We start from the raw sequence: 25348 nt of genomic DNA on the forward strand, positions 1-25348 counted from the left end.
ACGCCCGGTCCCATCCCGAACCCGGAAGCTAAGCCTGCCAGCGCCGATGGTACTGCACTCGTGAGGGTGTGGGAGAGTAGGACGCCGCCGGACTATCATTCCCGAAGGGGCCTGTGATGGAACACGTGAAGATCCGTGTTTCCACCGCAGGTCCCTTCGGTTTTTTCATGAGCATGGAGGATCAGGGTGTCGGAGTTCGGGCGTCGTGGCGGTACCGATGGCGGGGATCGGCGGGACGACCGGCGACCAGGGTCGGACCGCAAGGCAGGCAGTGGGGGTGGCCCTCGTCGGGACAGCGGTGCGGGAGCGTCGACCTGGCGCCGTGACGGCCAGGACGGCGGTCGCCCCAACGACCGCAAGTCCCCCCAGGACCGAGGCGGCTACCGCCCCACCTCAACCGACCGCGACCGAGGCGGCTTCAAGTCCGGCGGCGACCGCGACCGAGGCGCCCCCCGAGGCACCTCCGGCGACCGCGATTCCCGCAGCGGCGGCTACCGAGGCAACTCGGGTGACCGCGATTCCCGTGGTGGTTACCGGGGCAACTCGAGTGACGGCGACTCCCGCGGCGGCGGCTACCGGGGCAGCTCTGGTGACCGGGATTCCCGCGGCGGGGGCTACCGAGGAACGTCGAACGACCGCGACTCTCGCGGCGGGGGTTACCGGGGCGGTTCGAGCGACCGTGATTCCCGCTCCGGTGGCTACAGCGGCAGTGCCGGTGACCGGGACTCCCGGGGTGGCGGCTACCGGGGCAACTCGGGTGATCGCGATTCCCGTCCCAGTGGCGGCTACCGGGGCAACTCCTCGGACCGCGACTCGCGCGGCGGCAATTCCACCGATCGCGGCACCCGCAGTGGCGGCTACGGCGGCAATTCGAGCGACCGCGACTCCCGCAGCAGCGGTTACCGGGGCAACTCGAGCGATCGCGACTCCCGGCCCGGCGGCGGGTACCGGGGCAACTCGGGCGACCGGGATTCCCGTTCCGGCGGTTACGGCGGCACCTCGGGCGACCGCGATTCCCGCAGCGGGGGCTACCGGGGCGGTTCGAGCGACCGTGATTCCCGCTCCGGCGGTTACAGCGGCACCTCCGGCGACCGCGACTCCCGCAGCGGCGGGTACCGGGGCAACTCGGGCGACCGCGATTCCCGTGGCGGCGGCTTCCGCGGCGGTTCGAGTGACCGGGGTTCCGGCGGTGGATACCGCGGCGGCTCGGGTGACCGCGACTCGCGCGGTGGCGGTTACCAGGGCAAGTCCTCCGACCGCGATTCCCGTGGTGGCGGCTACCGCTCGGGCGACCGCGGCGGCTACCAGGGCCGCGACGACCGAGGCTCCCGCCCCACCGGCACCCACCCGCACCGCGACAACGACCGCCGCGATGACCGCGACGGCTTCGCCCGCCGCGACAGCAAGCCCCGCGACAACGACCGCGGCGGCCACCAGAACCGCGACGACCGGGGCTCCCGCCCCACGGGCGGCGGTTACCCCCGTCGCGACGACCGCACGACCTCCCGCGACAGCGACCGCACCCCGCGCCGCGACGACCGCCCCCAGTCCGGTGGCTACCCCCGTCGCGACGACCGCGACAACGACCGCGGTTCCCGCTCGACGGGCGGCTACCCGCGCCGTGACAACGACCGCGGTTCCTTCCGCGATGACCGCACCCCGAAGCGCGACGACAACCGCGGCTTCACCCGTGACGACCGCGGCCCCAAGCGCGACAGCGACCGCGGCTTCTCCGGCGACCACCGTGGTCCGAAGCGCGACGACGACCGCGGTTTCCGCCGTGACGACGATCGCGGCCCCAAGCGCGACAATGACCGCGGCTTCACCCGTGACGACCGTGGCCCCAAGCGCGACGACGACCGCAGCTTCTCCCGTGACGATCGTGGTCCGAAGCGCGACGACCGCAGCTTCTCCCGCGACGACCGCGACTCGAAGCGCGACGGCGACCATGGCTCCTCCCGCGAGGACAGCCGCGACTTCCGTACCCCGTCCGGCGATGACCGCGCTCCCCAGCGCGACACCGGCACCTCCCCGCGCGACGACGACCGCGACTCGAAGCCCGAAGCGGACCTCCACCGTCAGGACAACCTCGAACCCCAGCGCACCTCCGACGCCGACTCCCCGCGCGGGGACGACACCGTTGACGGTGAGCCGGGTGGTGGGCGCGCGGACCGCCAGGGCGACTCCGCTGCGACCACCGACGAGCGCGCCGCCGCGCAGGGTGAACGAACCTTTGGTGAGAACGAGGGCGCATCCGCTTCCGGTGCGGTGAGTGGCGCGTCCACAACGGACAGCCGCGATCGCTTCGCCGACCGGGAAAGCCGTCCGCGCAAGGAGTTCGACAAGCCGCGCTCCGGTGACCGGCGTGCTACCCGCAAGGACGACGATGTCGCCCCCGTCCACAACGGACCGGCGGTGCCGGAGGGTGCCGACTACTCGCAACTGGACGTCGAGGCCCGGGCCGGGCTGCGCAGCCTGCCCAAGTCGCTGGCCGAGATGGTCGGCAGGCACCTGGTGGCGGCGGGCATGCTGATCGACGAGGACCCCGCGCGGGCCCTGGTGCACGCCCGCTACGCCCGGGAGCGCGCTTCCCGGGTCGCCATCGTGCGGGAGGCGGCGGGGTTGACCGCCTACCACGCGGGGGAGTGGGCCGAGGCCCTGTCCGAGTTGCGCGCGGTGCGGCGGATGAGCGGCGGCAACACGCACGTCGCCGTCATGGCGGACTGCGAGCGGGCGCTGGGCAGGCCGGAGCGGGCGCTGGAGCTGGCCAAGGAGGCGGGCACCGACCTGGACCCGGAGGTGGCCGTGGAGCTGCGCATCGTCAGCGCGGGCGCCCGCCGGGACATGGGCCAGTTGGACGCGGCCGTGGTCGCCCTGCAGGGCCCCGACCTCGACGTCAAGGTGCGCAAGCCGTGGAGCGCGCGCCTGTTCTACGCCTACGCCGACAACCTGGAGGCCGCGGGCCGCGACCAGGACGCCATCCGCTGGTTCCTCAACGCCGCCCAGGCCGACGACGACGAGGACACCGACGCCGCCGAGCGCGCCTTCGCCCTCGGTGCCGACGAGTCCGAGATCGCCGCCGCCCTCCCGGGTGAAACCGTCGAGATCGAGGACGACGCCGACGACGCCCCCGTGGCCACCGACCGCACCGGCCACACGATCGAGGACGCCGTCCTCCCCGACAGCACCGCCTCCGACAGCACCGCACCGAATGGCAGTGCCCCCGATGGCGGCGCTTTCGACGGTGGCGCTCCGGACGGCACCGCCTCCGGCAGCGGCGCTGTCGAGCGCGGCCCTTCCGAGGGAGATGTTCCCGACAGCGGCGGTCCGGGCAGCGACGCCTCCCCCGCGACCGCTGATCTCCCGAACGGGAGCGACCTCCCGGCGGAAGACGACCTGCCCCGGGGCAGCGACCTCCTCGACGGCGACGACCGCCCCCGGGTCGACAGCCCCGAGGGTCCCGAGGGCGCCGAGGACCGGACCGCGGGTCAGCCGGAGAACCGATGAGCGACGGCCTGCTCGACCGCTACGACGCCCTGCTGTTCGACCTCGACGGCACCGTCTACCGCGGCGGGCAGGCCCTGCCCGCCGCGGCCGAGGTCGTGGACCGCGCGCACGCGGCGGGCGTCGCCGTCCGGTTCGTGACGAACAACGCCTCCCGGGCCCCGGAGACCGTCGCCGAGCACCTGCGGGGCATGGCGGTGCGGGCGGACGCCGCCGAGGTGTCCACCAGCGCGCAGGCGGCGGCCGCGGTGCTGCGGGGCCGGTTGGCGCCCGGTGACCACGTGCTGGTCCTGGGCACCGACGCCCTCGCCGACGAGGTCACCGCCGTGGGCCTCACGCCCGTGCGCGGGTTCTCCGCCGACGTCAAGGGCGTCTGCCAGGGCCTTTCGCCCAAGATGACCTGGGAGGACCTGGCCGAGGGGGCGCTGGCGATCCGGGCGGGCGCGTTCTGGGTGGCGTGCAACGTCGACCGCACGCTCCCGACCGACCGCGGTCTGCTGCCCGGCAACGGTTCGCTGGTGCACGCCCTGCGCGTGGCGACCGACCAGGAGCCGGAGGTGGCGGGCAAACCGGCCACCCCGCTGATGGACCAGTCGATCCGCTCCGCGGGTGCCGCGCGCCCGCTGGTGGTCGGCGACCGGCTCGACACCGACATCGAGGGCGCGGTCAGCGCCGGGGTCGACTCGCTGCTGGTCCTCACCGGGGTCGCCACCGCCGCGGACCTCCTGGCTGCCGGGCCGCACGAGCGCCCCACCTACGTCGCGGCCGACCTGACCGCGTTCGACCGGCCCGCGGACGAGCTGGCTATCCGGGCCCGGCCCGGGTGGGCCGTGGCCGTCGACGGCGGCCGGGCCACCATCACCGGCGACGGTGATCCGCTCGACCTCCTGCGCACCCTCTGCGCCGCCTGCTGGGCGGCGGGCGACGACGCGCGGGCGCTGCACCCGGACCCCGCCGCGGCCGCCGCCCTCACCACCCTCGGCTTCCGCATCGGCTAGCGTGGAGCCCGTGCACCCAGCTCCACTCCCCGGCCCTCCCGGGCCCCCGCCGGTCAGCGACGAGGCGATCGCCGACGCCGTGGCCGGGCTCGACGGGCTCGACCGGTTGCCGGTCGACGAGCACGTGGCCCGGTTCGACGCCGTGCACGTGGCGCTGACCGCCGCGCTCGCCTCCATCGACAAGGTCTGAGCCGGTGCCCAGGAGGGCGCGACTGGACGCCGAGCTGGTCCGCCGCGGGCTGGCCCGCTCCCGTGACCACGCGTCGCAGTTGATCGCCGACGGCCGGGTGACCGTGCACGGGACCGTGGCCACCAAACCCGCCACCGGTGTCGAGACCGGTGCCGCGCTGGTCGTGCGCGAGGTGGTGGACGACCCGAACTGGGCCTCGCGCGGCGCGCACAAGCTCATCGGCGCGCTGGACGCGTTCGACCTGTCCCCGGACGGCAAGCGCTGCCTGGACGCGGGTGCCTCCACCGGCGGGTTCACCGACGTGCTGCTGCGCCGGGGGGCGCGGCAGGTGGTGGCGGTCGACGTGGGGCGGGGGCAGTTGGTGTGGCGGCTGCAGACTGACGACCGCGTGGTGATCATGGACAAGACGAACGCCCGCGAGATCACCCCGGAGGGCATCGGCGGGGCGGCGGACATGGTCGTGTCGGACCTGTCGTTCATCTCGCTGCGGTTGGTGCTGCCCGCGCTGGCCGCCTGCGCCACCGACGAGGCCGACGTCATCCCGATGATCAAGCCGCAGTTCGAGGTGGGCAAGGAGCGGTTGGGCGCGGGCGGGGTCGTGCGCGACCCGGCGGACCGCGCCGACGCCGTGCGCAACGTCCTGCGGGCGGCCGGTGAGGCGGGCCTGCGGGTGCACGGGGTCGCGGCCAGCCCGCTGCCGGGGCCCGCGGGCAACGTGGAGTACTTCGCCTGGCTGCGCCGGGGCGAGCCGTTGGCGGCCGAGGTGGCCGCCGAGCTGGTGGAGACCGCTGTCCGGGAAGGTCCGCAATGAGCCCTGCACGGGAGATCCTGCTGGTCGTGCACACCGGTCGCACCGAGAACCGGCGCACCGCCGAGAAGGTGGCGGGGTGGTTCGGGTCGGCCGGGGTGCTGCTGCGGGTGCTGGAGAGCGAGGCGCCCGACCTGGACCCGTCCTGCTACAGCCGGGTGGTGCCGGTGGGGCCCAAGGCCGCGGAGGGCGCCGAGCTGGTGTTCGTCCTCGGCGGTGACGGCACGTTCCTGCGCGCCGCCGAGCTGGCGCACGCGACCGGGGTGCCGGTGCTGGGGGTGAACCTGGGCCGGGTGGGGTTCCTGGCGGAGGCGGAGTCGGACGCGCTGGAGGACGCCGTGCAGCGCGTCGTCGAGCAGACCTACCGGGTGGAGGAGCGGATGACGGTCGACGTCACCGCCACCGTCGACGGCGTGGTGGTGGCCGACACCTGGGCGCTCAACGAGGCCAGCGTGGAGAAGAGCAGCCGGGAGCGGATTCTGGACGTGATGATCGAGGTCGACGGGCGCTCGGTGTCGTCCTTCGGTTGCGACGGGGTGCTGTGCGCGACGCCCACCGGGTCCACCGCGTACGCCTACTCCGCGGGTGGGCCGATCGTGTGGCCGGACGTGCAGGCCATGCTGGTGGTGCCGAGCAACGCGCACGCCATGTTCTCCCGGCCCATGGTCGTCGGCCCGCACTCGCGGGTGGCGATCGAGGTCGACCCGGAGGGCCACGAGGCGGTGCTGTGCTGCGACGGCCGCCGCACGGTGGAGATCCCGCCGGGGGCGCGGATCGAGGTCCGGGGTGGGCGCACCCCGGTCCGGCTGGTCCGCCTGGGTGACGAGCACTTCACCGACCGGTTGGTCGACAAGTTCGACCTGCCGGTGCACGGGTGGCGCTCGCGGTGACCCCGCCCACGTGCCCGACCCGGTGTTCGGCCCGGCTGCGGGGTGCGAGCCTGCCGGCTGACGGTCCCAACCGCTAGGGTGCGCTCTGTGCTAGCCGAGATGCGCATCCAGGACCTCGGCGTCATCGATGAGGCCACGCTCGAGCTCCACCCCGGTTTCACCGTGGTGACCGGGGAGACCGGTGCGGGCAAGACGATGGTCGTCACCGGGTTGCACCTGCTCTCCGGTGGCAGGGGCGAGGCGTCGCGGGTCCGCAGCGGGAAGTCCAAGGCCGTGGTCGAGGGGCGGTTCGAGGGGCTCACCGGGTCCCCCGCCGCCACCGTCGCGGGCAACGCGGGAGCAGAACCGGAGGACGACGGCAGCCTGATAGCGCTGCGCAGCATCAGCATCGACGGCCGGTCCCGGGCCCACCTGGGCGGCCGGTCGGTCCCGGTCGGCGTGCTCGGTGAGCTGGCCGAGCAGCTCATCGCCGTGCACGGGCAGAACGACCAGTTGCGCCTGCTGCGCTCCGCCGAGCAGCGCGCGGTGATCGACCGCTTCGCCGGTGAGGACGTCCACGAGGCCCTGTCGGCCTACCAGCGCGTCCGCGACGAGTGGATCTCGGTGTCGACCGAGCTGGCCGACCGCACGAACCGGGCGAAGGAACTCGCCCGCGAGTCCGAGGTCCTGCGCCTGGGCGTGGAGGAGATCACCGCGGTCGACCCCCAGCCCGGCGAGGACACCGAGCTGGTCGAGCGCGCCCGCCGCCTCGCCGACGCCGACCAACTGCGCGAGGGGGCCACCGGCGCCTCCTACGCCGTCTCCGGTTCCCCGGACGGCGACCCGGACGTCCCCGGTGCCCTGGGCCTGATCGGGGAGGCCCAGCGCCGCCTGGCCGCCTCCGAGGACCCCCGGCTGCGCGAGCTGGAGCCCCGCCTGGCCGAGGCGGCGGTCCTGCTGACCGACGTGGGCGCCGAGCTGACGGCGTACCTGGACGACCTGGACGCCGACCCGGCGGTGCTGGAGCAGGTCCTGGCCCGCCAGGCGGAGCTGAAGGCCCTCACCCGCAAGTACGCCGCCGACGTCGACGGTGTGCTGGCCTGGGCGCGGGACGCGGTGGACAGGCTGGCGGGCATGGACACCTCGGAGGAGGCCCTCGCCGAGCTGGCCGCCCGCCGCTCGGCCCTGGCGGTGGAGCTGGCGGACATCTCCACCGGCCTGACCGCCTCCCGCACCGAGGCCGCCGAAGCCCTGGCGAAGGCCGTGACGGACGAATTGGGCGGGTTGGCCATGGGCCAGTCCAGCCTCCAGATCAGCGTCCGCCCCCGCCCCGCCGAGGCGAACGACCCGCTGGCCCTGGAGGTCAACGGGACGCTGCTGCACGCGGGCACCGGCGGCGTCGACGAGGTGGAGATCCTGCTCGTCGCCCACGACGGCGCCCACCCCCTCCCCATCCACAAGGGCGCCTCCGGCGGTGAGCTGTCCCGGGTGATGCTCGCCATCGAGGTCGTCCTCGCCCACTCCGACCCGGTCCCCACCCTCGTCTTCGACGAGGTCGACGCGGGCGTGGGCGGTCGGGCGGCGGTGGAGATCGGCCGCCGCCTGGCCCGCTTGGCCCGCAGCCACCAGGTCATCGTGGTCACCCACCTCGCCCAGGTCGCCGCCTTCGCCGACCGCCACCTGATCGTGGACAAGGGCATGCGGGGCGGCGTCACCCGCAGCGACGTCCGCACCCTGGACGAGGGCGACCGGGTGGTGGAACTCGCCCGGATGTTGGCGGGCATGGAGTCCACCGAAACCGGCCGCGCCCACGCGGAGGAACTCCTCGCCCTGGCCGAGGGCGAGAAGCACGACTGGGAACTGACGGGCAAGCCCCGCCCGTCCCGCCGCAAGCGCACCTGATCGGTCCTGCCCACCGCCCGGGTCCGCGAAGCCACGCTTGGCGGACCCGGGCGGTGGTGTGTTCGGGGTCGCCGCGCCCGGGGCGGGTGGACGGAGGTGATCCACCGCCACGCGCACCCGGAGCGGCAGGCGTCGGCGCGAGCGGGCGGCCACGGCGCGGCAACGCGGTGAAGCGCTGGATCGGGTGGTTGTTTTTGGTTGGGGGAGAAGACCCTCTGCCAAGCTGGCCAGCGACGGTGGGCATCCCTTCGCCCACTCACGCGCACCGCGGCAGAGGGTCTTCGTAGGGGCCCCGACCAAGAACAACCACCCGATCCAGCACCCCGCACGCAGCAGAACCGCGCCAAGCAGCCCCCGAACCACCCCAATCAGGGCGCACCGACGGAAAGCCGATCCTGTCAAGCAGCCATCCACAACCCGGCGCAAGAAGCCCCCGAATCAACCCAAGCACGAGGCACCGACAAGAACGGCCAACCGAGCCGCAGCCATCCACAGCCCGGATCAAGCACCCCCCGAATCAATCCCAGCACGCAGCACCGACAGAAACGCTGAGCCGGTCCGGAGTTGTCCACAGCTCGATCGACGAAGCCCCCGAATCAATCCCACCGCAGCACACCGACAGAAACAGCGGGCGAAGCCGAGTCTGTCCACAGGCGATCAAGTCGGCCACCCGACCGGGCGCGGCCTCAAACCCTAACGGGTGAAAGGAAAGTACGCGCCGTAGTAAATCTGCGCACAGGCAGGTCCACCATGGACTGGCGTGCGGGAGAACCCCGGCGTGGCAGCTCGGTGGAGGGGTGTTCGTCCGCCACCATCGCCCCCATGAAGCGCTCCGGTCTCCTCAGTCGGTCCCAGCCGTCCCTGCCCGGGGTCACCGGGATCGCCCGGGTGGACCGGCGGACGACCGATCTGGTCCGCAGGGTTTCGCACGGGGACATCGCCGTGCTCGACCAGTTGGACCTCGACCGGTCCACCGCCGCCGCGCTGGTGGAGGCGCAGGTGGTCGGGGTGGTCAACGCCTCGCCGTCGATCAGTGGGCGGTTTCCGAACATGGGGCCGGAGGTGCTGGTCGAGGCGGAGATCCCGTTGATCGACGACGTGGGGCAGGACGCGTTGCGGGTGATCCGGGAGGGCAGTGCGCTCCGGTTGCACGAGGGGGTCGTCTACGTCGGGGACAAGGAGGTGGCCCGGGGGGTTCGGCAGACCGCCTCGACCATCGCCGACCAGATGATCGAGGCGAAGGCGGGGATGTCGGCGCAGTTGGAGGCGTTCTCCGCCAACACCATCGAGTTCCTGCGGCGGGAGCGCTCGCTCATCCTGGACGGGGTGGGAGTGCCCGAGCTGCGGACGCCGGTGCGCGACCGGCAGGTGCTCGTGGTGGCCCCGGGCAACGGGCACGTGGCGGACCTCAAGCAGCTCAAGCGCTACATCGGGGAGCACCGGCCGGTGCTGGTGGGGGTGGAGTCCGGGGCCGACGTGCTGCGCAAGGCCGGGCACACCCCGCACGTCGTCGTCGGGGACCCGGACGGCATCTCCACCGAGACGCTGCGCAGCGGGGCCGAGGTGATCGTGCCCGCCCAGGTCGACGGGCACGCCCCGGGGCTGGAGCGGGTGCAGGACCTGGGCATCGGCGCGGTGACCTTCCCCGCGTCCGGCAACGCCGAGGACCTGGCGCTGCTGCTGGTCGACGTGCACGGGGCGAACCTGGTGGTCACCGTGGGGTTCCAGGCGACGCTGCGGGAGTTCCTGGACCGGGGGCGGTCCGGGTCGAACCCGTCGACCTTCCTGACCCGGTTGCGGTTGGGCAGCAAGCTCGTCGACGCCAAGGCGGTGGCGACGCTGCACCGCAGCCGGGTGTCGGTGTGGGCGGTGCTGCTGCTCGTCGTGGCCGCCCTGGTGGCGATCGGGGCCGCGGTGGCGGTGTCCGGGGTCGCCGAGGCCTACACCGACTGGGTGCTGCGCACCTGGCAGTCGTCCGTCACCTGGTTCGAGGGGCTGTTCTCGTGATCTCGCTGCGCTACCACATCGTCTCGATCGCCGCCGTCTTCCTGGCGCTGGCCGTGGGGGTGGTGCTCGGGTCGACCACGCTGAGCCGCACCCTGCTGTCCGGGCTCAACACCGAGAACAACGACCTCGGCGGTGAGGTGTCGCGGTTGGAGGAGCAGCGCAACGCGCTCGGCGCCCGCCTCGACGACGCCGACTCCTTCGCCGCCACCGTGGGGCCGCTCGCGGTGAGGGGCGCCCTGGACCAGCGCACGGTGGTCATCGTGACCACCGCCGACGCCCGCCCCGGCGACCGCGACTCCCTCAAGGGCCTGCTGACCGCCGCCGGGGCCGCGGTCACCGGTGAGCTCCAGCTCACCGACGCCTTCGCCGACCAGGCGCGGGCCGACGAGCTGACCGACATCGTGACCCGGCTGCTCCCCGCCGGGGTGCAGTTGCCGACGGCGACCGACCCGGGCACGCTCGCCGGTGGCCTGCTCGGGCCGCTGCTGCTGATCTCCAAGGCGACCAACCAGCCGCAGGTGTCCGCGCCGGAGTCGGCGGCGGCGCTGGCCGGGCTGACCGACGGCGGGTTCGTCAAGGCCTCGCCCGACCTGCGACCCGCGCAGTTGGCGGTCGTGCTGACCGGCGGCAAGGTCTCCGGGGACGGCGCGGGCGACCGGGCGGCGACCGTCGCCCGGTTCGCCACCCAGGTCGACCGCTCCGGCGCGGGCGCCGTGCTGGCGGGTGCGGCGGGCTCGGCCGAGGGCACCGGCGCGGTCGGCGTGGTCCGCGCGGACACCGCCGCCACCACCATCCTGTCCACTGTGGACAACGCGGACACCCCGGCGGGGCGGGCGGTGGTCGTGCTGGCGCTGGCCGAGCAACTGGCGGAGAAGGCGGGCCGCTACGGCACCGGGGGCAACGCGCAGGCCGCCGCGCCCGGTGCGCCCGTCGAGTAGTCGAGGCTCCCCGGGCGGGTGACGGGGTGGCCGGGTGTCACCAGGGCCGTCCCCGTCCGGGGGAAGGTGTGTTCCGCACGGGTGGGACCGGTGGCGGGTCGGTCATGTCCCGGCCCGCGCCGCCGATGGTGCCGGTGGCGGAGTCCCCCCCGCCACCGGCCACAAGGGAGCAGTGGATGACACGCAAGGCACGACTCGGGTTCGTCGCGGCGGCGCTGGCGGCGGCGTTGACCGCGGGCGCGGTCCCCGCGCTGGCCGCCACCCCGCCCGGGGTGGCCTCCGGTGGTTCGGCGGCGTTCACCAGGGCGGGGGTGCGCACCACGATCCCCGAGGTCGCGCGGTGCGCGGTGAACGGGCCCACCTCGGCCACGTCCGACACGATCACCCAGGGCGGCGTCGAGTTCGACGGGGTGACCTCCACCTGCGCCACCACCGTCGTCGACCCCGCGCACTCCGTCACCACCACCAAGTCCGAGGCCACCGGCGACCGGTTCGAGCTGTCCGCGCTGATCGCCTCCGGCGGCCCGCGGGTCGTGATCACCGACTACCGGGTCACCTGCACGGCCACCCGGGACGGTTCCGCCGTCGGCTGGGCCGTCGGCGGCCTCGCCGGGCTGACCGGCCTGCCCAGCCCGGTGCCGCGCGACTACGTCCGCGAGATCCGCGGCGACGGCGGCCTGCTGGCCACCGCCACCTTCAACGAGATCACCCTGTCCCGCGGCGGCGGCATCGCGCTGAACATGCTGCACCTGCGGTTCCAGCCCGGCTCCGGGATGGCCGGTGACGTGGTCGTGGGCGCGACCGCCTGCGCGGCGACCCCCTGATCCGGGTGCGCCCACCGGACCCGGCACCCCGGGTCCGGTGGGCGGCGGTCCGCCGCCCTGGTGTTATCGTGAAACCCCGTGGACCGGTGTGGTGCTTCCGCCCACCGCCATCAGACCGACCTGCAGGTCGGCCCAACTGATCGACCACGGGGAGCCTCGTTGGTGCAGCACGCGCGCACGACCAAGCACGTCTTCGTCACCGGAGGCGTCGCCTCCTCGCTGGGCAAGGGCCTCACCGCCTCCAGCCTCGGCCAGCTCCTCACCTCCCGGGGCCTGCGGGTCACGATGCAGAAGCTCGACCCGTACCTCAACGTCGACCCCGGGACGATGAACCCGTTCCAGCACGGTGAGGTGTTCGTCACCGACGACGGCGCCGAGACCGACCTCGACATCGGGCACTACGAGCGCTTCCTCGACCGCAGCCTCGCGGGCACCGCCAACGTCACCACCGGGCAGGTGTACTCGGCGGTGATCGCCAAGGAGCGGCGCGGGGAGTACCTCGGCGACACCGTGCAGGTCATCCCGCACATCACCGACGAGATCAAGTCCCGCATCCTGGCCATGGCCGCCCCGGACGGGTCCGGCGGCGCCCCGGACGTGGTGATCACCGAGGTCGGCGGGACCGTGGGCGACATCGAGTCGCTGCCGTTCCTCGAGGCCGCCCGGCAGGTGCGCCACGACGTGGGCCGGGACAACATCTTCTTCCTGCACGTGTCCCTGGTGCCGTACCTGGCGCCGTCGGGGGAGCTCAAGACCAAGCCCACCCAGCACTCGGTGGCCGCGCTGCGCAACATCGGCATCCAGCCCGACGCCATCGTCTGCCGCGCCGACCGCGAGATCCCGGCCGGGCTCAAGCGCAAAATCGCGCTGATGTGCGACGTGGACACCGACGCCGTGGTGGCCGCGGTGGACGCCCGGTCCATCTACGACATCCCCAAGGTGCTGCACGGCGAGGGCCTCGACGCCTACGTGGTGCGCAAGCTCGACCTGCCCTTCCGCGACGTGGACTGGGCGGTGTGGGGCGACCTGCTCGACCGGGTGCACAAGCCGCAGGAGACGGTCCGGATCGCCCTGGTCGGCAAGTACGTCGACCTGCCCGACGCGTACCTGTCGGTCACCGAGGCGCTGCGCGCGGGCGGCTTCGCCAACCGGGCCAAGGTCGAGGTGGTCTGGGTGGCCTCGGACACCTGCGCGACCCCGGCCGGTGCGGCCGCCGCCCTGTCCGGTGTGGACGGTGTGCTGATCCCCGGCGGGTTCGGCGTGCGCGGCATCGAGGGCAAGATCGGCGCCATCACCCACGCGCGGGTCAACAAGATCCCCATCCTGGGCCTGTGCCTGGGGTTGCAGTGCATGGTGATCGAGACCGCGCGGTCGCTGGCGGGCATCGCCGACGCCGACTCCGCGGAGTTCGACGACGCCACGGCGCACCCGGTGATCTCCACCATGGCCGACCAGCAGGACGTGGTGGCGGGCGAGCGCGACATGGGCGGCACCATGCGGCTCGGCGCCTACCCGGCCAGCCTGACCCCCGGGTCGGTCGTCGCCTCGGTGTACGGGGAGCGGGAGGTGTCCGAGCGGCACCGGCACCGCTACGAGGTCAACAACGCCTACCGCGACCGGCTGGCCGAGGCCGGTGTCGTGTTCTCCGGCACCTCCCCGGACGGGCGGCTGGTGGAGTTCATCGAGCTGGCGCCGGAGGTGCACCCGTTCTTCGTGGCCACCCAGGCGCACCCGGAGCTCAAGAGCAGGCCCACCCGCCCGCACCCGCTGTTCGCCGGGTTCATCAAGGCGGCCGTGGGGTACCTGAGGGCCGGTCGGCTGCCCGTCGACCTCGGTGACAAGGAGCCGGTTTCAGCGTGAACACCCCTGACTCGGAACTGGACGACAGCACCCGGCACGCGTTCGAGGTGGTGTCGTCGCGGGACGTGCACGTCGGCAAGATCCTGGCGCTGCGGGTCGACGAGGTCCGGATGCCCGGCGGCGGCACCGCCCGGCGCGAGGTCGTCGAGCACCTGCCCGCGGTCGCCGTGGTCGCCCTCGACGACGACGGCCGGGTGGTGCTGATCCGCCAGTACCGGCACCCGGTGGGCGAGCGGCTGTGGGAGCTGCCCGCCGGGCTCGTCGACCACGACGGGGAGGACCCGTTGGCGGCGGCGAAGCGGGAGCTGGTCGAGGAGGTGGGCCTGGAGGCGGCCGACTGGTCGGTGCTGGTCGACGTCGCCGCGTCGCCGGGGTTCACCGACGAGGCGGTGCGGGTGTACCTGGCGACCGGGCTCTCCGAGGTCACCCGGGTGGAGATGGGCGAGGAGGAAGCCGACATCGTCATGCGGCGCTTCCCGCTCGAAGAGGCCGTGCGGATGGCCCTGGGCGGGGAGATCGTGAACGCTTCCGCGGTGGCGGGGGTGTTGGCGGCGTCGGCGGTGGACTCCGGTGCCGCGCCGCCTCGGCTCGCGGACGCGCCGTGGCCGGGTCGGTCGACCGCTTTCGGTGCCCGCCAAGAGGACTAGGCCACGGGACCGGCGTCGGGCCGGTCGTTCGGGCTGCCGCCCGGCGACCGGCCCGCGCGGTGGTCCCGGTCAGTCGCGCAGGCGCCTGCCGTAGCCGTCGGTGCCGCCGTTGACCAGGAGCACGATGCCGTCGACCAGGGTCCAGATGCCGAAGCCACCGCAGGTGAGCAACTGGGCGAGGCCGACGCCGGTGTGGCCGATGTAGAAGCGGCCAAGGCCGAACGGCGTGATCAGTTGCAGGATGCCCGCCACGACCTTCGACTTGTCCGACACCCCCAGGTCGTGCCGGGGGGCCAGGCCGGGGTACACCGGGATGGCGCCCGGGGGTGCGCCGACCGGGCGCGGGGGCGGTGCGGACCAGACCGGCGGCGCCATGAACGGCGGGTACGGGGCGGGCAGGTCGGTGAACAGGACCCGCAGGTGGGCGCGGGTGGTGGCGACGGTGGCCTGGTTGACCCGCTGGTCGTACTCGTCGACCTGGAGGCGGCCCGCGGTGAAGTGCTCGCCCAGGATGCGCATCGCGTCCTCGCGCTCGAGGTTGCCGATGCGGACGGCGTCGGGGTCGGCAGGTTGGCTCACGGGTGTCACGGTACTCGGACGCGTCCGGTCGCCCGGTGGTTTCGCCGCGCGTCGACCTGTCGGGCGCACCCCCGGCCACTAGCATCCGGCCGGTGTCCGCCGCCCCCGAACCGGTCCTGCGCACCTACCTCGACCACCTCGCCGTCGAGCGGGGCACGTCGGCGAACACCCTCGACGGCTACACCCGCGACCTGCTGCGCTACCTCGACCACCTCGCCGCCCTCGGCCTCACCGACCTCGGCGACGTGCGCGAGCAGCACGTGTCCGGGTTCCTCGCGGTGCTGCGGGAGGGCGACGCGGAGCACCCGCCGCTGGCGGCGTCCTCGGCGGCCCGGGCGCTGGTGGCCGTGCGCGGGCTGCACCGCTTCGCCGTGCTGGAGGGGCTGACCGAGACCGACGCCGCCCGCGAGGTCAAACCCCCCACCCCGCCGCGCAGGCTGCCCAAGGCGCTGCCGGTCGACGACGTGCTCCGCCTGCTCGGCACCCCGCCCGGCGACGGCCCCGGCGGGCTGCGCGACCGCGCCCTGCTGGAGCTGCTCTACTCCACCGGCGCCCGCATCTCCGAGGCCGTCGGGCTCGACCTCGACGACGTCGACGCGGTGGAGCGGGTCGTGCGGCTCGACGGCAAGGGCGGCAAGCAGCGGCTGGTGCCCATCGGCCGCCCGGCCCTCGACGCCCTCGACGCGTACCTGGTGCGCGCCCGCCCCGACCTGGCCGCCCGCGGCCGGGGCACGCCCGCGGTCTTCCTCAACCTGCGCGGCGGCAGGCTGTCGCGGCAGAGCGCGTGGACCACCCTCCGGGTGACCGCCGAGCAGGCGGGCATCGCCGTCGCGGTCTCCCCGCACACGCTGCGCCACTCCTTCGCCACCCACCTGATAGAGGGCGGCGCGGACGTGCGGGTGGTGCAGGAACTCCTCGGCCACGCGTCGGTGACCACCACCCAGATCTACACCCTGGTCACGGTCACGACCCTGCGCGAGGTGTACGCCACCGCCCACCCGCGCGCGATCCGCTGACGGCAGACTCGGTGCCGTGCCGACACCAACACCGAAATCAACACCGACACCGCTGACCCACGACGGACCGGTCCGCTGGGGGATTCTCGGGGCCGGGGTCATCGCGGGCAGCGCGGGCGCCGACCTGCGCGACACCCCGGACAACACCGTCCACGCCGTCGGGGCCCGCGACCTCGACCGGGCCCGGGCGCTCGCCGACACCCTCGGCGCCCCCACCGCGTACGGGTCCTACGCCGAGCTGGTCGCCGACCCGGACGTGGACGTGGTCTACGTCGCCACCACCCACGGCCAGCACCACGAGCACGCGCTGCTGGCCGTCGAGGCGGGCAAGCCCGTGCTGGTGGAGAAGGCGTTCACCCTGACCGAGCGGCAGGCCCGCGAGGTCGTCGACGCCGCCGGGGCGCGCGGCGTGTTCTGCATGGAGGCCATGTGGACCCGGCTGCACCCGCTGGTCCGCCGGGCGCGGGAGATCGTCGCGGCGGGCACCATCGGTGAGGTCGTCTCTGTCACCGCCGACCACGGCTGGGCGTTCGACTACGACCCGGCGCACCGGCTGTTCGACCTCGCCGCCGGTGGGTCCGCCCTGCTCGACCTGGGCGTCTACGCCGCCACCTTCCCGTGGCTGTTCCTCGGCGCCCCGGACGACGTCGTGGCCACCGGCCGCCGCTCGCCGACCGGGTCGGACTCCACCGTCGCCATGCTGTGGAGCTACGCCGACGGCCGGTACGCGAACGTCTCCTGCACCGTGGAGGCGTTCAGCCCGTGCGAGGCGACCGTCGTCGGGACCGGTGGCTGGCTGACCTTCCGCAGGCCGCTGTTCCGCCCCACGTCGCTGCTGGTGCACGTCGGGTCGCCGCGCGACGGCGTGGAGGAGGAGCTCACCGCGCCGGTCGAGGGCAACGGGTACCGGCCGCAGTTCGCCGAGGTCGCCCGCTGCCTGCGGGCCGGGCTGGTGGAGAGCCCGCTGGTCCCGCACGCCGACACGGTGGCGATCATGGGCCTGATGGACCGGGCCCGGCTGGCCGTCGGCGCCCGGTTCCCCGCCGACGACTGAGCGCCCCGGGTCCCGGTCGGGTCGTACTGTGGTCGGCGTGGACGAGCCGAGGATCGACCAGGTCCGACTGCCCGGGGTGCTGCACGCGCTCAGCGACCCCACCCGGCTCGCCGTCCTCGCCCAGCTCGCGGGCGCCGGTGAGCTGTCCTGCGGCGACCTGGACGTCTCCGTGGCCAAGTCGACCCTGTCGCAGCACCTGCGGGTGCTGCGGCGGGCCGGGGTCACCCGCACCCGCCCGGACGGCAACCAGCGGTGGCTCTCGCTGCGCCGCGCCGAGCTGGACGAGCTGTTCCCCGGCCTGATCGGGGCCGTCCTCGACGCCCTCGCGGGCCCGGGCGCCGAATCCGCGGGCAGGCCACCCGACCGCGCTGCGGCAAACGCTTGACTCGCGGGCGGCGAGCCGTGTTGGAGGCCAACGGCCGCCCCCTTACGCTGCGGTGGTCAGCACCGCAGGCGACAAGGAGCTGGATCGCCATGTCGACACTTCCGCATTCGGAACAGCGTCGGGTGGAGCTCAGCATCGCGCCGAGGGACTCCGACGACGACGGGATCGACGAGCCGCCCGTCGCGGGCACCATGGGCCCCACCGGCCGCCCGCGCAGGCACGTCCCCGAACCCGAGCCGGTCGCCGTCCACGGTCCGGCGCAGGTCCTCGCCGTCTGCAACCAGAAGGGCGGGGTCGGCAAGACCACGTCCACCATCAACCTCGGCGCCGCGCTCACCGAGTACGGCAGGCGGGTGCTGCTGGTCGACTTCGACCCCCAGGGCGCGCTGTCGGTCGGCCTGGGCATCCCCCCGCACGACCTGGAGCGCACCATCTACAACGTGCTCATCGAGGGCTCGGTCGGGGTGCGCGACGTGGTCATGGAAACCTGCGTGGAGAACCTGCACCTGCTGCCCAGCAACATCGACCTGTCCGCCGCCGAGGTGCAACTGGTGTCCGAGGTGGGCCGCGAGCACTCCTTAATGCGGACCCTGCGTCCGGTGCTGGCCGACTACGACTACATCCTCGTCGACTGCCAGCCCTCGCTGGGTCTGCTGACCGTGAACGCGCTCACCGCCGCCGACGGGGTGCTGATCCCGCTGGAGTGCGAGTACTTCAGCCTGCGCGGCGTCGCCCTGCTCATCGACACCATCGACAAGGTCCAGGACAGGTTGAACCCCAAACTGAGCATCACCGGCATCCTGGCCACCATGTTCGACCCCCGCACCCTGCACTCGCGGGAGGTCATGGCCCGGGTCGTCGACGCGTTCGGCGAGACCGTGTTCGACACCGTCATCAACCGCACGGTGCGGTTCCCGGAGACCACCGTCGCCGGGGAGCCGATCACCACCTGGGCGCCCCGGTCGGCCGGGGCCAAGGCCTACCGCCAGTTGGCGCGCGAGGTGATCGCCAGGTGACCAGGAGGACCCCGCTCCCGGGAGCCGCCGAGCTGTTCCGCCCCACCGCGCGGGCACCCGAGCGGGTCGACCACGCCGGGCTGAGCCAGGCGCGGGCCGACCACGCCCAGCTCGACGGGGTGCTGTTCGAGGTGCCGGAGGGCACGCAGCGGCAGAAGCACACCTCGAAGATCACCGTGTACGTCTCCGACGAGGAGCTGCTGGCGCTGGAGCAGGCCCGGCTGGCGCTGCGCGCCGCGCACGGGGTCGCCGTCGACCGCGGCCGGGTCGTGCGCGAGGCCGTCGCGGTCCTGCTCGCCGACCTCGACGCGCACGGCGCCGAGTCCGTGCTGGTCCGCAGGCTGCGCCGGGAACCCCGCCGGTGACCGCCGTGGTCGACCCGCCCGCCCCGGCCGCCGAGGAGCCGAGCGGGCGGTTCACGGTGCGGCTGTCGAACTTCGAGGGCCCGTTCGACCTGCTGCTGCAACTGATCTCCCAGCACCGGATGGACGTCACCGAGGTCGCCCTGCACCAGGTCACCGACGACTTCATCGCCCACATCAAGTCCCTCGGCGACGACTGGAGCCTGGACGAGACCACCGAGTTCCTGGTCGTGGCCGCCACCCTGCTCGACCTCAAGGCGGCCCGCCTGCTGCCCCAGGGCGAGGTCGACGACGAGGACGACCTGGCGCTGCTGGAGGCCAAGGACCTGCTGTTCGCCCGGTTGTTGCAGTACCGGGCCTACAAGCAGGTCGCGGCCCTGTTCGGCGAGCTGGAGTCCACGGCGCTGCGCCGCTACCCGCGCTCGGTGGCCATGGAGGACCGCTTCCAGGACCTCATGCCCGAGGTGATGCTCGGGGTCGACCCGGACAGGTTCGCCAAGATCGCCGCCGCGGTGTTCCGGCCCAAACCGCCGCCCACGGTGTCGCTCGACCACATCCACCAGCGGCAGGTGTCGGTCCGCGAGACGGCGGGGGAGCTGCGGCTCATCCTGGCCGAACTGGGCAAGGCCACGTTCGCGCAGCTCGTCGCCGACTGCGAGAACACCCTGGAGGTCGTGGCCAGGTTCCTGGCGCTGCTGGAGCTCTACCGCGAGGCGACGGTCCTCTTCGAGCAGGAGGACCCGCTCGGCGAGCTGATCGTGGAATGGACCGGCGAACCGGACCCCGCGGCCGTGGCCGCGGCGGCGCCGCCCGCCGGGGAGGAAGAGGAGTACGGGTGACCGACACCCCCGAAGACGACCACCTGCGGGTCAGCGACGAGGTCGCCGAGCGCCTCGCCAACCTGTTCACCCCCGACACCCCGACCGACGCGCCCGCCCGGGACGCGGCCGAGTCGACGCCGGGCGCGGTCGAGCCGCCCGCGGCGGCGGAGCCGGGCGGCGACCCCGAGGCTGCGGCGGCCCGGGGAAAGGGTGCGGCGGGCAGGCGCGGGCGGGCCGAGCGCGCCACCGCCGACGCGGCGCCGGGTGCCGGGGAGGACAGCCGAACCCCGTCCGCGGACTCCGCTGCGACCAACGGCGCGGCAGCCCCGACGGGCCGCGCCAGGAGGAAGGCGCCCGCCGTTCCCCCCGTGCTGCGCCCGCGCGAGGCGGGCACCGACACGGCGGCGCAGGCACTCGCGCCCGCAGACCCGGGACCTGCCCGGGCAGGTCGCTCCGAGTCGGGGGGGTCGAGCGTGCCGCCGGTGGGGCCGGGTGGAGCGGGCACTGACGTGGGGGCGTCTGCGCCCGCAGGTCCGGGGCCTGCTCGGGCAGGTCGCTCCGAGTCGGGGAGGTCGAGCGTGCCGCCGGTGGGGCCGGGTGGAGCGGGCACTGACGTGGGGGCGTTTGCGCCCGCAGGTCCGGGGCCCGCCCGGGCAGGCCGCTCCGGGACGAAGAAGCCGAGCGTGCCGCCGGTGCTGCGGTCGGAGGAAGCGGGCGCCGATGCGGAGGCGTCTGCGCCCGCCGATCCGGCGCCTGCCCGGGCGGGTCGTCGCAAGGCGAAGAAGTCGGGCGTTCCGCCGGTGCCGTGGCCGGACGAGGCGGGCGCCGACGCGGCGGGGGCGCCCGCGGGTCCGGGGCCCGCCGGGGTGGGCCGTTCCGGGGGCGGGGTGCCGCCGGTGCTCTGGCCGGACGAGCCGGACGAGGTCGAGCCCGCCCCGGGCGGGGGCGTCCTGGACGAGTCCGCGGCGGACCTGGTGGACGGGGTGACCGAGGAGGCCGTGGCCACCCTCGCCGCCGACCTGCCGCCGGAGGAGGCGGTGGACGGGGAGTCCGCGACCAGCGGGCAGCGCTTCCCCGACCTGCGCGCCGACGCCGACCTCGACTCCGCCCTGGAGGCGGTGCTGCTGGTGGTCGACGCCCCGGTCGAGACCGAGGTGCTGGCCGCCGCCGTCGACCAGCCGGTCGGCCGCACCCGGCAGGCGCTGCGGCGGGTGCAGGCCCGCTACACCGAGGCGGGCAGCGGCATCGACCTGCGCCGGGTCGGGGCGGGGTGGCGGTTGTTCACCCGCGACCGGTTCGCCCCGGTGGTGGAGAAACTGCTGCTCGACGGGCAGCGGGCCAAGCTGACCAGGGCCGCCCTGGAGACCCTGGCGGTCATCGCCTACCGCCAGCCGGTGTCCCGGGCGCGGGTCGCGGCGGTGCGGGGTGTGAACGTCGACGGCGTCATCCGTACCCTCGTGGTGCGCGGCCTCATCGAGGAGAGCGGGACCGACTCGGAAACGGGTGGCATCCTGTACGTGACTACCGAGTTGTTCCTGGAGCGGTTGGGCCTGTCCTCGTTGGAGGACCTCCCCCCGATCGCCCCTCTGTTGCCGGAAGTGGAAGCGATCGACGATGTCTCCTAGGTCCCAGCCCAACCCCGCCGCCGACGGTGTGCGCCTGCAGAAGGTCCTCTCCGGTGCGGGGGTGGCCTCGCGCCGCGCCGCCGAGGACCTCATCGACCAGGGGCGGGTGAGCGTCGACGGTGAGGTCGTCCGCGAGCAGGGCAAGCGCGTGGACCCGGACAACGTGGTCATCCACGTCGACGGTGTCCGGGTCATCGTCCGCGAGGACCGCGTGTACCTGGCCCTGAACAAGCCCCGAGGCGTCCACAGCACGATGGACGACGACCGCGGGCGCCCCTGCGTCGGCGACTACCTGCGCGAGCGGGTGGACAAGCTCTTCCACGTCGGCCGCCTCGACGCCGAGACCGAGGGCCTGCTGCTGCTCACCAACGACGGCGACCTGGCCCACCGGCTCATGCACCCGTCGTTCGAGGTCGCCAAGACCTACCTGGCGGAGGTGCCCGGCCCGGTCGCCAGGGACATCGGCAAGCGCCTGCGCGACGGGGTGACCCTGGAGGACGGTCCCGCCCGGGTCGACTCGTTCCGCATGGTCGACAACTACGCGGGCAAGGCGCTGGTGGAGGTCGTGCTGCACGAGGGTCGCAAGCACATCGTCCGCAGGCTCCTGGAGGAGGTCGGCCACCCCGTCCTCAAGCTGGTCCGCACCCAGATCGGCGACGTCCGCCTGGGCAACCAGCGCCCCGGCTCCCTGCGCGCCCTGAGCCGCCCCGAGGTCGGTTCCCTCTTCGCCGCCGTGGACCTCTGACCCGCCCACCGCCGGTTTCCGGAAACAGGGCTGTGCCCGCACGGTCCTGTCCCGTGGGATGTGACGCCGGGCGATGGGCAGTCCGGACTCATCCGGACCCCAGCCCCGGTCCACCGCCAGGGGGTGACGCACCCACCTGGCGACCCACGAAGCGAACGCAGCGGCCATGAACGCGCAGAGAGTGGCCTTACGCATCGCGTTCGGGTGCTGTGGACGTCCTGCTGTGTGATGGTCGTCGTCGTTGTCGGCCCGGCGTTCCAGGATGGTTCGATGTCCGCGGGAGAGTTGGCCGCAGCGCTGCACGCGGTGCCGGCGAAACTGACGGCGGTGCGGGAGTGCCTCGTCGTCGCGGCGGACGTGATCGAGAAGGCCGCAAGCATCATCGGCTACATGCCGCCCTCCTACGCGGCCGTGCTGGAGGAGTTGCGCGCGGTGTGGCGGAGCGTCGCTGAGACCGAACAGCTCATCGACGCCCACCTCGCCTCAGTGGCAGGCCCGGGGCACGGTGCGGTGTCACCGGGTGCGCCACAGGCCCCGGCGCCAGAGGGGCCACGTCCGACCTTGGCGCGACTGCGCCCGATCCCGGTTTCTGCGTCGCCCCCACCGGGGGTGGAGAACAAGCACGGCGACCGCTACCCGGCGGCAGCGCTGCCCTACTGCGATGACCTCCCGCCACGGGTGCGCCGAGGCACGGGCAATGTTTCCATCGTGGGGTATGTGGAGATCGACGGCCGCGCCTTCGGCACGCTCACCGCACACCGGTCGGATGGGTGGGCGCCGCTGTGATCGAACCCGTGATCCACTTTCCGTTCCTCGACTTCGACATCGTTCCCCCCGGGGTTGATCTGGTGGCCGAGGTGCGCACCTTGAATGAGGCCGGGGTTGAGATCCCATGGGCCTGGGTGTTGTCGCGGAAGCCGTTGAACCGCGAGAACCAACCCCAAGGCGCACTCACGTTCGGCGTGTACAACGATGTGGGCGTGCTGGAATGGGCTGTGGAGATGGAAAGTTATGTTCCTGCCACCGGCACCAGGAGCACGTGGTCGGACTACTTCCTCGCGGGTCTCGATGAAACCAGCATCCCCCCACACGCCGAAGTGCCGGTCGAAACCGTCTATGCCGCTGTAGCTGAATTCCTGGTAACCGGACAGCGGCCGACGTGTGTCGAATGGCAGGAGGCGGCATCGCTGCTGTCCCGGTTCGAGTGACGCTGTGGTGTGCCCACCAACAGACCTCCACGCCGAGCGCGGCGCCTCGGTGCCCTGAGCCGCCCCGAGGTCGGTTCCCTCTTCGCCGCCGTGGACCTCTGAGCGCTCACCGCCGGGTCATCAGGAACCCGTGCTCCACCAGGTAGTCCAGCCCGAACTCCGTCATGAGCCGGTGCTCCGGGCGGGGTTCGGCGTGGGCGTGGTCGATGGAGAACGCCTCGGCGAAGTGGCCGTGGACCTGGTCGGCGCCCACGCTGAACGGGGGTTCCGACGCGGTGGGGCGGTATTCCAGCGTGGTGAGGAAGTACCGGGTCCCCGGGGCGCACAGCGAGGTCAGGTGCGCGGCGTACCGGTCGCGCGCGTCGTCCGGGAAGGCGGTGAGGGCGTTGCGGTCGTGGACCAGGTCGACCGGGCCGAGGTCCGCCGCGCCCAGGTCGAGCAGGTCGCGGCACCACACGGTCACGTTGCCCGCCCGGTGCACGCCGTCGGTGACCGTCGGGGTGAGGCCCGCTGAGTCGAAGAGTTCGGTGACCGCTCGGGGGGTGGCCTCGACGCCGACGACCTCCGCCGCGTGCTCGGCGAGGAAGAGCAGGTCCGCCGACCCGCCGCGCAGCGGGACCAGGACCCGGGCGCCGGACAGGTCGGTCGACGCGGCCAGTTCGGCCACCCAGGGGTGCGCGGTGGGGGTCGTGCCGAGGTCCCGCGGGTCTTGCCGGAAGGTCAACTCCATCGAGGAACCGTATGCCGCAGCCCCGCGTGGGCCAATCGGCCGACCGGGTGAGCACGTGAATGCGCCTCAGGTTGTGGCCGGGGCGCCCACCTTGCGCTGCACGGCCCTGGCGACCGGTTCGACCACTCGGGCCGCGACCGGGCCCAGGATCGCCATCAGCAGCACGTAGGCCGTGGCCAGCGCCGCGAGCTGCTCGTCCACGGCCCCCGCCGCGACCGCCAGGCCCGCGATGACGATGGAGAACTCCCCTCGGGCCACCAGCGCCGCCCCGGCGCGGGCCCGGCCCATCCTGGCGATGCCCTGGCGCTTGGCGGCGTACCAGCCGGTGACGAGCTTGGTGAGCGTGGTCAGCACCGCCAGCCCGACCGCGTAGGCGAGCACCGGGGGGATCGACCGGGGGTCGGTGTTGAGGCCGAACACCACGAAGAAGATCGCCGCGAACAGGTCGCGCAGCGGCTCCAGCAGCTTGGTGGCGTTCTCGGCGGTCGAGCCGGAGATGGCGATGCCCAGCAGGAAGGCGCCCACCGCGGCGGAGACCTGCAACTGCGAGGCGATCCCCGCCACCAGCAGGGCCGCGCCGAGCACCCGGAGCAGGAAGACCTCCGGCTCGGGGCTGTCGACCACCATCGACACGTACCTGCCGAAGCGCAGCGCGATGACCAGCACGACCGTGATCACCACCAGCGAGATGCCGACGGCGGTGAACCCGCCCAGCAGCGTCGTCCCGGCCAGGACCGCGGTGAGGATCGGCAGGTAGAGGGCCATCGCCAGGTCCTCGAACACCAGGATCGACAGCACCACCGGGGTCTCCCGGTTGCCGAGCCTGCCCAGGTCGCCGAGGACCTTGGCGACGATGCCGGAGGAGGAGATGTAGGTGACCCCGGCCATGGCCAGCGCCCCGACCGGGCCCCAGCCCAGCAGGAACGCCACGACCGCGCCGGGGGCGGCGTTGAGCACCAGGTCGACGATCCCGGCCAGCCAGGAGCGGCGCAGGCCGGTGACCAGCTCGGCGGCGGAGTACTCCAGGCCCAGCAGCAACAGCAGCAGCACCACCCCGATCTCGCCCGCGAGTTCGGTGAAACCCTCGATGCCCTCCAGCGGGACCAGCCCACCCGCGCCGAAGGCGAGGCCGCCGACCAGGTAGAGCGGGATGGGTGAGATGCCGATCTTCCAGGCGAGCCGTCCGAGGATGCCCAGGCCGAAGAAGACCGCTCCCAGCTCGATCAGGGAGATGGCGGTGTTGTGCAAGTTCTCGGGTTC

Annotated in this window: 25 protein-coding genes and 1 rRNA gene; 22 read left to right on the top strand and 4 right to left on the bottom strand. The window is 73.5% G+C overall.

Annotated elements, in window-relative coordinates; genetic code table 11:
- A 5S ribosomal RNA gene (gene rrf / locus DFQ13_RS20970) occupies window positions 1–93 on the top strand; the annotation flags it as partial.
- Window positions 94–393: 300 nt separating this feature from the next.
- Here rrf and DFQ13_RS34000 read toward each other — a convergent pair.
- A complete protein-coding gene (locus tag DFQ13_RS34000) occupies window positions 394–2403 on the bottom strand; it encodes a hypothetical protein (RefSeq protein ID WP_181400108.1) in 2010 nt (669 codons plus the stop codon).
- Between the two features lie 12 nt (window positions 2404–2415).
- Here DFQ13_RS34000 and DFQ13_RS35170 point away from each other — a divergent pair, with 12 nt between their 5' ends.
- The 11 genes from DFQ13_RS35170 to DFQ13_RS21025 all read left to right on the top strand — a co-directional run bounded on the left by DFQ13_RS35170 (window position 2416) and on the right by DFQ13_RS21025 (window position 14547).
- A complete protein-coding gene (locus DFQ13_RS35170) occupies window positions 2416–3507 on the top strand; it encodes a tetratricopeptide repeat protein (protein ID WP_181400109.1) in 1092 nt (363 codons plus the stop codon).
- On the top strand, window positions 3504–4502 hold the full coding sequence (locus DFQ13_RS20980; protein ID WP_110081043.1) for an HAD-IIA family hydrolase: 999 nt from the start codon (window positions 3504–3506) through the stop codon (window positions 4500–4502). The genes DFQ13_RS35170 and DFQ13_RS20980 overlap by 4 nt, the downstream gene beginning before the upstream one ends.
- 10 nt (window positions 4503–4512) lie before the next feature.
- Complete coding sequence (locus DFQ13_RS20985; RefSeq protein ID WP_110081044.1) at window positions 4513–4692, top strand: hypothetical protein; 180 nt, start codon at window positions 4513–4515, stop codon at window positions 4690–4692.
- A gap of 4 nt (window positions 4693–4696) precedes the next feature.
- Window positions 4697–5503 (top strand): TlyA family RNA methyltransferase, encoded by an 807-nt coding sequence (locus DFQ13_RS20990; RefSeq protein WP_110081045.1) that lies wholly within the window; start codon window positions 4697–4699, stop codon window positions 5501–5503.
- Window positions 5500–6390 (top strand): NAD kinase, encoded by an 891-nt coding sequence (locus tag DFQ13_RS20995; protein WP_110081046.1) that lies wholly within the window; start codon window positions 5500–5502, stop codon window positions 6388–6390. The genes DFQ13_RS20990 and DFQ13_RS20995 overlap by 4 nt, the downstream gene beginning before the upstream one ends.
- 99 nt (window positions 6391–6489) lie before the next feature.
- A complete protein-coding gene (recN, locus tag DFQ13_RS21000) occupies window positions 6490–8271 on the top strand; it encodes a DNA repair protein RecN (RefSeq protein ID WP_110081047.1) in 1782 nt (593 codons plus the stop codon).
- 822 nt (window positions 8272–9093) lie between these two features.
- On the top strand, window positions 9094–10278 hold the full coding sequence (gene steA, locus DFQ13_RS21005) for a putative cytokinetic ring protein SteA (protein WP_110081048.1): 1185 nt from the start codon (window positions 9094–9096) through the stop codon (window positions 10276–10278).
- Complete coding sequence (locus DFQ13_RS21010; RefSeq protein ID WP_110081049.1) at window positions 10275–11216, top strand: copper transporter; 942 nt, start codon at window positions 10275–10277, stop codon at window positions 11214–11216. Before steA ends, DFQ13_RS21010 begins: the two co-directional genes overlap by 4 nt.
- Before the next feature lie 176 nt (window positions 11217–11392).
- Window positions 11393–12040: a hypothetical protein gene (locus DFQ13_RS21015; protein WP_110081050.1), complete on the top strand. Its 648-nt coding sequence runs from the start codon at window positions 11393–11395 to the stop codon at window positions 12038–12040.
- A gap of 162 nt (window positions 12041–12202) precedes the next feature.
- Window positions 12203–13900 (top strand): CTP synthase, encoded by a 1698-nt coding sequence (locus tag DFQ13_RS21020; RefSeq protein WP_110081051.1) that lies wholly within the window; start codon window positions 12203–12205, stop codon window positions 13898–13900.
- A complete protein-coding gene (locus tag DFQ13_RS21025; RefSeq protein ID WP_407643186.1) occupies window positions 13897–14547 on the top strand; it encodes an NUDIX domain-containing protein in 651 nt (216 codons plus the stop codon). Before DFQ13_RS21020 ends, DFQ13_RS21025 begins: the two co-directional genes overlap by 4 nt.
- A gap of 69 nt (window positions 14548–14616) precedes the next feature.
- Here the strand turns inward: DFQ13_RS21025 and DFQ13_RS21030 are convergent, their stop codons facing one another.
- Window positions 14617–15126, bottom strand: a complete 510-nt coding sequence (locus DFQ13_RS21030) for a DUF1707 domain-containing protein (protein ID WP_035286071.1) — start codon at window positions 15124–15126, stop codon at window positions 14617–14619.
- A gap of 92 nt (window positions 15127–15218) precedes the next feature.
- Between DFQ13_RS21030 and xerD the strand changes: the two genes are divergently transcribed.
- The 10 genes from xerD (at window position 15219) to DFQ13_RS21080 (ending at window position 23358) form a co-directional block, all read left to right on the top strand.
- Window positions 15219–16142 (top strand): site-specific tyrosine recombinase XerD, encoded by a 924-nt coding sequence (xerD, locus tag DFQ13_RS21035; protein ID WP_035286077.1) that lies wholly within the window; start codon window positions 15219–15221, stop codon window positions 16140–16142.
- Between the two features lie 16 nt (window positions 16143–16158).
- Window positions 16159–17196 (top strand): Gfo/Idh/MocA family protein, encoded by a 1038-nt coding sequence (locus DFQ13_RS21040; RefSeq protein WP_110081052.1) that lies wholly within the window; start codon window positions 16159–16161, stop codon window positions 17194–17196.
- Between the two features lie 37 nt (window positions 17197–17233).
- Complete coding sequence (locus tag DFQ13_RS21045) at window positions 17234–17581, top strand: ArsR/SmtB family transcription factor (protein ID WP_324608979.1); 348 nt, start codon at window positions 17234–17236, stop codon at window positions 17579–17581.
- An 89-nt stretch (window positions 17582–17670) separates the two neighbouring features.
- A complete protein-coding gene (locus DFQ13_RS21050; protein ID WP_035286070.1) occupies window positions 17671–18597 on the top strand; it encodes a ParA family protein in 927 nt (308 codons plus the stop codon).
- Window positions 18594–18962, top strand: a complete 369-nt coding sequence (locus DFQ13_RS21055; protein ID WP_035286069.1) for a hypothetical protein — start codon at window positions 18594–18596, stop codon at window positions 18960–18962. The genes DFQ13_RS21050 and DFQ13_RS21055 overlap by 4 nt, the downstream gene beginning before the upstream one ends.
- The gene (locus tag DFQ13_RS21060) at window positions 18959–19798 is read left to right on the top strand and encodes a segregation and condensation protein A (protein ID WP_110081053.1); all 840 of its coding nucleotides are present in this window, start codon (window positions 18959–18961) and stop codon (window positions 19796–19798) included. Before DFQ13_RS21055 ends, DFQ13_RS21060 begins: the two co-directional genes overlap by 4 nt.
- Before the next feature lie 932 nt (window positions 19799–20730).
- Window positions 20731–21405 (top strand): SMC-Scp complex subunit ScpB, encoded by a 675-nt coding sequence (gene scpB / locus DFQ13_RS21065; RefSeq protein ID WP_110081184.1) that lies wholly within the window; start codon window positions 20731–20733, stop codon window positions 21403–21405.
- Window positions 21395–22150 carry a pseudouridine synthase gene (locus DFQ13_RS21070; RefSeq protein ID WP_052020920.1) on the top strand — a complete coding sequence of 252 codons (756 nt, stop codon included), beginning with the start codon at window positions 21395–21397 and terminating at the stop codon, window positions 22148–22150. The genes scpB and DFQ13_RS21070 overlap by 11 nt, the downstream gene beginning before the upstream one ends.
- A gap of 228 nt (window positions 22151–22378) precedes the next feature.
- Window positions 22379–22936: a hypothetical protein gene (locus DFQ13_RS21075; protein WP_146241315.1), complete on the top strand. Its 558-nt coding sequence runs from the start codon at window positions 22379–22381 to the stop codon at window positions 22934–22936.
- A complete protein-coding gene (locus tag DFQ13_RS21080; protein ID WP_181400089.1) occupies window positions 22933–23358 on the top strand; it encodes an Imm1 family immunity protein in 426 nt (141 codons plus the stop codon). Before DFQ13_RS21075 ends, DFQ13_RS21080 begins: the two co-directional genes overlap by 4 nt.
- A gap of 106 nt (window positions 23359–23464) precedes the next feature.
- Here DFQ13_RS21080 and DFQ13_RS21085 read toward each other — a convergent pair whose 3' ends face one another.
- Both DFQ13_RS21085 and DFQ13_RS21090 read right to left on the bottom strand, forming a co-directional pair.
- The gene (locus DFQ13_RS21085; RefSeq protein WP_110081056.1) at window positions 23465–24088 is read right to left on the bottom strand and encodes a class I SAM-dependent methyltransferase; all 624 of its coding nucleotides are present in this window, start codon (window positions 24086–24088) and stop codon (window positions 23465–23467) included.
- 66 nt (window positions 24089–24154) lie between these two features.
- The gene (locus tag DFQ13_RS21090; RefSeq protein WP_110081057.1) at window positions 24155–25336 is read right to left on the bottom strand and encodes a cation:proton antiporter; all 1182 of its coding nucleotides are present in this window, start codon (window positions 25334–25336) and stop codon (window positions 24155–24157) included.
- Window positions 25337–25348 lie beyond the last annotated feature (12 nt).

The sequence above is a fragment of the Actinokineospora spheciospongiae genome (assembly GCF_003182415.1).
Taxonomy (GTDB): domain Bacteria; phylum Actinomycetota; class Actinomycetes; order Mycobacteriales; family Pseudonocardiaceae; genus Actinokineospora; species Actinokineospora spheciospongiae.